This is a genomic window from Lentibacillus populi, from assembly GCA_014642895.1.
GTDB classification, from domain to species: Bacteria; Bacillota; Bacilli; order Bacillales; family Amphibacillaceae; genus Lentibacillus_C; species Lentibacillus_C populi.
Genome location: BMJD01000089.1, coordinates 1 through 4,455, shown reverse-complemented (window position 1 = coordinate 4,455; position 4,455 = coordinate 1). Strand labels below are relative to the sequence as shown.

The 4,455-nt window shown below is 36.8% G+C and carries 7 protein-coding genes and 2 pseudogenes; 7 read left to right on the top strand and 2 right to left on the bottom strand.

All coding sequences use genetic code 11. The annotated features are described in order from the left end of the window. Positions 1-95 precede the first annotated feature (95 nt). Positions 96-546 (bottom strand): annotated as a pseudogene (locus IEX12_RS22815) (transposase); the annotation flags it as partial. 252 nt (positions 547-798) lie between these two features. Between IEX12_RS22815 and IEX12_RS23650 the strand changes: the two are divergent. From IEX12_RS23650 to IEX12_RS23990, 6 genes and pseudogenes are all read left to right on the top strand, one after another. Beyond that, positions 799-939 carry a sigma factor gene (locus IEX12_RS23650; RefSeq protein WP_235000454.1) on the top strand — a complete coding sequence of 47 codons (141 nt, stop codon included), beginning with the start codon at positions 799-801 and terminating at the stop codon, positions 937-939. After that, on the top strand, positions 936-1,307 hold the full coding sequence (locus tag IEX12_RS23645) for an RNA polymerase sigma factor (protein WP_308778335.1): 372 nt from the start codon (positions 936-938) through the stop codon (positions 1,305-1,307). Before IEX12_RS23650 ends, IEX12_RS23645 begins: the two co-directional genes overlap by 4 nt. Further along, the gene (locus IEX12_RS22805) at positions 1,300-1,791 is read left to right on the top strand and encodes a hypothetical protein (RefSeq protein ID WP_088052282.1); all 492 of its coding nucleotides are present in this window, start codon (positions 1,300-1,302) and stop codon (positions 1,789-1,791) included. Before IEX12_RS23645 ends, IEX12_RS22805 begins: the two co-directional genes overlap by 8 nt. An 18-nt stretch (positions 1,792-1,809) precedes the next feature. Next, positions 1,810-2,475, top strand: a complete 666-nt coding sequence (locus tag IEX12_RS22800; protein WP_088052281.1) for a YesK family protein — start codon at positions 1,810-1,812, stop codon at positions 2,473-2,475. Positions 2,476-3,244: 769 nt separating this feature from the next. Then, positions 3,245-3,385, top strand: a pseudogene (locus IEX12_RS23995) (competence protein ComK); the annotation flags it as partial. After that, the gene (locus IEX12_RS23990; protein WP_159457816.1) at positions 3,324-3,566 is read left to right on the top strand and encodes a competence protein ComK; all 243 of its coding nucleotides are present in this window, start codon (positions 3,324-3,326) and stop codon (positions 3,564-3,566) included. The pseudogene IEX12_RS23995 and the gene IEX12_RS23990, both read left to right, overlap by 62 nt. A 171-nt stretch (positions 3,567-3,737) precedes the next feature. On the opposite strand, the gene IEX12_RS22790 is transcribed toward IEX12_RS23990, so the two are convergent. Beyond that, positions 3,738-3,971 (bottom strand): hypothetical protein, encoded by a 234-nt coding sequence (locus IEX12_RS22790; RefSeq protein ID WP_088052279.1) that lies wholly within the window; start codon positions 3,969-3,971, stop codon positions 3,738-3,740. A gap of 115 nt (positions 3,972-4,086) precedes the next feature. Here IEX12_RS22790 and IEX12_RS22785 point away from each other — a divergent pair, with 115 nt between their 5' ends. Next, a complete protein-coding gene (locus IEX12_RS22785) occupies positions 4,087-4,299 on the top strand; it encodes a helix-turn-helix domain-containing protein (protein WP_088052278.1) in 213 nt (70 codons plus the stop codon). Positions 4,300-4,455: the final 156 nt, after the last annotated feature.

Genomic DNA, 4,455 nt, shown 5'->3' with positions numbered 1-4,455 from the left:
GTCTTGTGCGTTTCATGTTGTAAGCCTCCCTAACACATTAAGTAGTATAATACATTCCACTCTTAGTGTCCAAGTTCATTTAGGGGCTTATGAGCAACGATACCTTGTAGTTGACTAAATCCAAGACTACCTAATACGTTCAAGATTTTGTGTCTCCAATAAAATGCGGTGGATATGCGTATTTGAAGGCGTTTAGCAATTTTGAGCAGGGTATAGCCCTCTACCATTAGTTCGATGTATTTTACCCATTTTTCAGGGTAACGTGAGCCTGAAAACGGAGTGTTGGTCATATCATTGAAAGTCTTATTGCAATCCTTACAAAGATAGCGTTGCCTTGAACGGTATTTACCACTACGTTTTACAGACATACTGCCACAATGAACACAAAGCCATACCAGAAGCAAACCGAGCCTAACGAATGGTGTTAAGTATTTTTGTGATTTTATCTGGTTCTTCTGGAAATAAATCTTCTTTCATAGCATTAAACAATGCTAACTGCTCTGGTTTAGTTAAATCACTAAAATCTTCATATACATTTTTCCACACCCTGAACGCCTCTTGAACGTTATTATATTAACCTTCTACGAGTATGGTCAAGAAAGCAACAATTAATGCGAAAACAGCCACAATAAAAAGAAAACCTTCCATACATATAAGCCTTCTGATACTGGTTTTTAATTTATAACCCTGATAGTATACTCTAAAATACCGAGGTTTTTTAAAAAAGTAATTTACGTACAACTTTCCCTTTTAAAAAATCGTCCTCTGTAATGAGAACGTTATTAAGGAGTTCTTACGTTGGCCAAATTGAGACCCTTTCAGTATGTAGAACGTATTTATGAAGATCATTACCACCACGATTTAAGACGGTATTTAACAAAGATGACCTACAGCCAGGAAGAAGCAGATGATATTATTCAGGAGCTTTTCACGAAATAATAACCAAACCCAGTATTATCAAGGATGTTCGTTCCATTAAAGGATGGCTAAAAGTAGCGGCACGAAATACCCTTATAGACAGATACAAAAAGAATAGACCTAGCTTATTAAAAGAAGGGGACATTATAGAAGACTTGTTAATCAATAATTATTCACCTGAAGATCAAATAATCATAGATGCGCAGCTGGGTTCTATACTTGCTACTCTGTCTAAAACGGATAAATCTATCATTCTTACTAAAGAATATTATGGTTATGATTATAAAGAAATAAGTGAAATGTTAAATCTGAGTATTTCTACAATCAAATCGCGCGTGTTTCGGGTTAAGAAAAGGTTGATAAAAGCGAGGAATGATTTAGATGAATGAGTATGAAAAGAAAATTCATAAACTATGTAAGGAATTAATTCCAGTTTTTGATGATTTAGATACAGAGACACAAGAAATAATCAACGAGCATATCCACTGTTGTCCTGAATGTGACAACATGCTCGATAAGAGAGATTTTTTTAATACAACTATTGAGAACACGGAAAACAACGAGAGTGAGGACATTGATATTAAGCCCCTCAAGAAATTAGTCCATATAAATATAGGCATACGGCTTCTGTTGTTCTTAATGAGGATATTGGTGCTTTTCGTTATATCTTTTGATAGTTTACGTTTCCACGACTTTGGAGACGCGTTAGCCATACAGACTTTTCAGTTTGGAGCCTTTTTGTTTTATTTACCAACAGCCATTTTTCTGCTAGTTTTCACATGGACGTTCTTAAATAAAAAATGGATCATCTATTCATTAATAGTAGACTTAGTGATTTTACTAGCCATTTGGCAACTTCCATTATTACATTAGTTTTAAGGAGGGGATTGGGTGTATTTAATACTTGCGGGTGGATTGTTTTTAGGTTTTTTGGTTTTTGGCTTCTTCTTTATCCTTTCAAAATTTAAAGAGCAGTATTATTTGGCCCCACTGCTGACATTTATTACAGCTTTAATCATTGGTTTTTATAGTTTTTTCTTTGTAAGAGGGTTTGAAGGAATGGGTTATGTATTCCTAGCAGGGGGCATCTTTCTAATCAGTGTATTGGGAACGATGGCATTGCCATTATTGACTAAATCGTCTAAACTCACAAAGGTTTCTATTTGGGATAAAATCGGTCTATTCGTATTATCGGTGCTCTTTTTCACCACCATATTCGTTGTGAATCTAAAGGATGATGATTATTGGATTATTGATGAAGGGCACACCGTTGTTAATGATGACACCTATACTCATTATCGTGTTTCAACAATCTCAGAAGGAAACAAAGAAATTTATTTAAAACTTGGCGAAGAATATATCGGTAAGAAAATTGAAGTTGAGGAAATTAATCAAAACGAAAGCACAGAAGTTGTTTTGAATGTGGTTGAGGATGAAAACAACCCTAACAAGTCCCCGTTTATTTATATAGGACTCGATGAGATCAAAGAACCTTTAACCGTTAGTACGACAGAAGGGAAAGAATTTAAGTCAGCTCTTGAGATAATTAATGAATAGCAGAAATATATATATATTAAAAACCCCCGCTTAGGGGGTTTTTGTTAGCAAGAACAGCTGTCTTTTCTTGGGAACCAACAGCACAGTGTGCAAAGTTTGAAACAGCGCAAGACTTCAGTCTGCAATCACACCAGCAATCATTTGTGCCGTATATGGCCCAACCGTTATCGCGCTGTAAGCAACACTGATCGTAAGGGTTTCGAACCGGTGTCAACTTTTCCACTTCCTGTTCCTCACTTTCCATAGACTACTTAAAGTATATAGAAAGTGTGTTATTTAAGATAAACTGTTGAGTCTTATTTGCTGAATTCTGTTTAACCTTATTTGTGGAAAACTGTTAATTATATTTTAACGTTTACACTTGTCCCAAGAGAGCTGGCAGGTGATGCAGGATTGAACGATAAACATACGGGTCGGCTGGAGCGCGGAGAAAAAAGCAAATGCTGCTCTATACAGCTGTGAGGATCTGTGAAGCTCTGGACATCAAGGTGGATCCGTTGATTGAGATGTTAAAAAAGAGTTGAAAAATAGAAGTGAAGATTCCTTGATTTGTACCTTACCTTGCATCATAACAAATACGGCTTTTTAAAAAGGTGCTATATGTTGTGAAAGGAAATTCTAAATCATTACAAGATAAATGAGCATACGATGGCACTCCTGCCTGCAGCACAATTGGGCTATGATACAATTGTGCTTTAACGGGAGATACAGGTATTCGTTCGCAAAACTCCCATCCAGCTTATTCATATAGCCTGCTTCCTGCTTAGACAATTACGCTTCATATGAGCGGCGGAGAAAAGCTGTCGTCATGCATCAAGCCGGATTCAAACGGAAGGTCCCCATTCCAATTGATCCGTACAAAGGCATATCCACCTTCCCAACCACCCCCCCAAACAGATTTCCAATGTAACTGGATCTTCTATCATCATATCCTGGAAATAAGGGCATACCAATCACGCAAATACCCAGAAGTAAAATCCATTATTACGTTTAAAAATGGACAGCTATTACCAATTGACGTTTCGCATTTTGTATGGGAGAAGCAGATGGAGCGAACGGCTACATGTTTGTTTGAGCATAAGATATCGTGAAATGGGGCTGTACAGAGAAATAACATCACACAGCAGCAATTATAAATCCTTTGCCACAAAGAGAATAAAAAATTAAGTTGAAATTGTTGTAGCTTGGATACAAACAAGGCTGAGAAACGATCCAATTCGGAGAAATTGCAACAGCTGCAACAATTCCATAAACTCACCATTCTATTTTCCATTCCCTAAACATTGTTTAGCCTCAACTGGCTTAACCTTTTTCTCTTCTAATTCAATCAACGCCACTACCTCCAGCAAAGAATAGACAGCATCGTTCTTTGTATATACTTGGTCGTCTATCAAGCTGCATATGGTTTGAATGATCCTGCTTTTCATGTCGGTTAGGGTCCATTTTGTGTGTAGTTCGTTTAGTAGGTTATGTTGGGTTACCTCCAGCTTTTCCATTTACCGATCCCTCCCATATTTTTAAATCTGTACTTATATGCGTACAACTATTGGTTATATTATATAGTACGCTTATAAGTACAGTCAACCTTTAGTATGGAAATGAGGAAAGAGATTGGTTAAGGTAGAGATTGTCTTGAATGAGTTACTTAGTCGATACGATTTGAGCATAAACCAGTTGCATTTGTTAACCGGAATTCGCCGGGCTACACTTAGTGAATTGGCTAATGGGAAGCGGCAAAGAATTCAGTTGAAGCATATTGAGAAGATTGCTAATGCGTTGGAGATTGAGGATATTAATGAGGTTATAACATTAAAAAAGCATTAACGACAAAATATCGATGATGGAAAACCCTTGCTTTTTAAATCCGGCCTGGTGACATAGCGAGTATGTGTAAAATTATACTCGGTAGTAATTGCGGTACTTTTTGATAGCCAAAAAAGAGAAGGCGCTCTATCATTAAAATGTATGCTTTGCACGGCA

Excerpts from the sequence above, each read along its gene's own strand:
- IEX12_RS22805 (WP_088052282.1), top strand. The coding sequence starts at position 1,300 with ATGAATGAGTATGAAAAGAAAATTCATAAACTATGTAAGGAATTAATT.
- IEX12_RS22790 (WP_088052279.1), bottom strand. The coding sequence starts at position 3,971 with ATGGAAAAGCTGGAGGTAACCCAACATAACCTACTAAACGAACTACAC.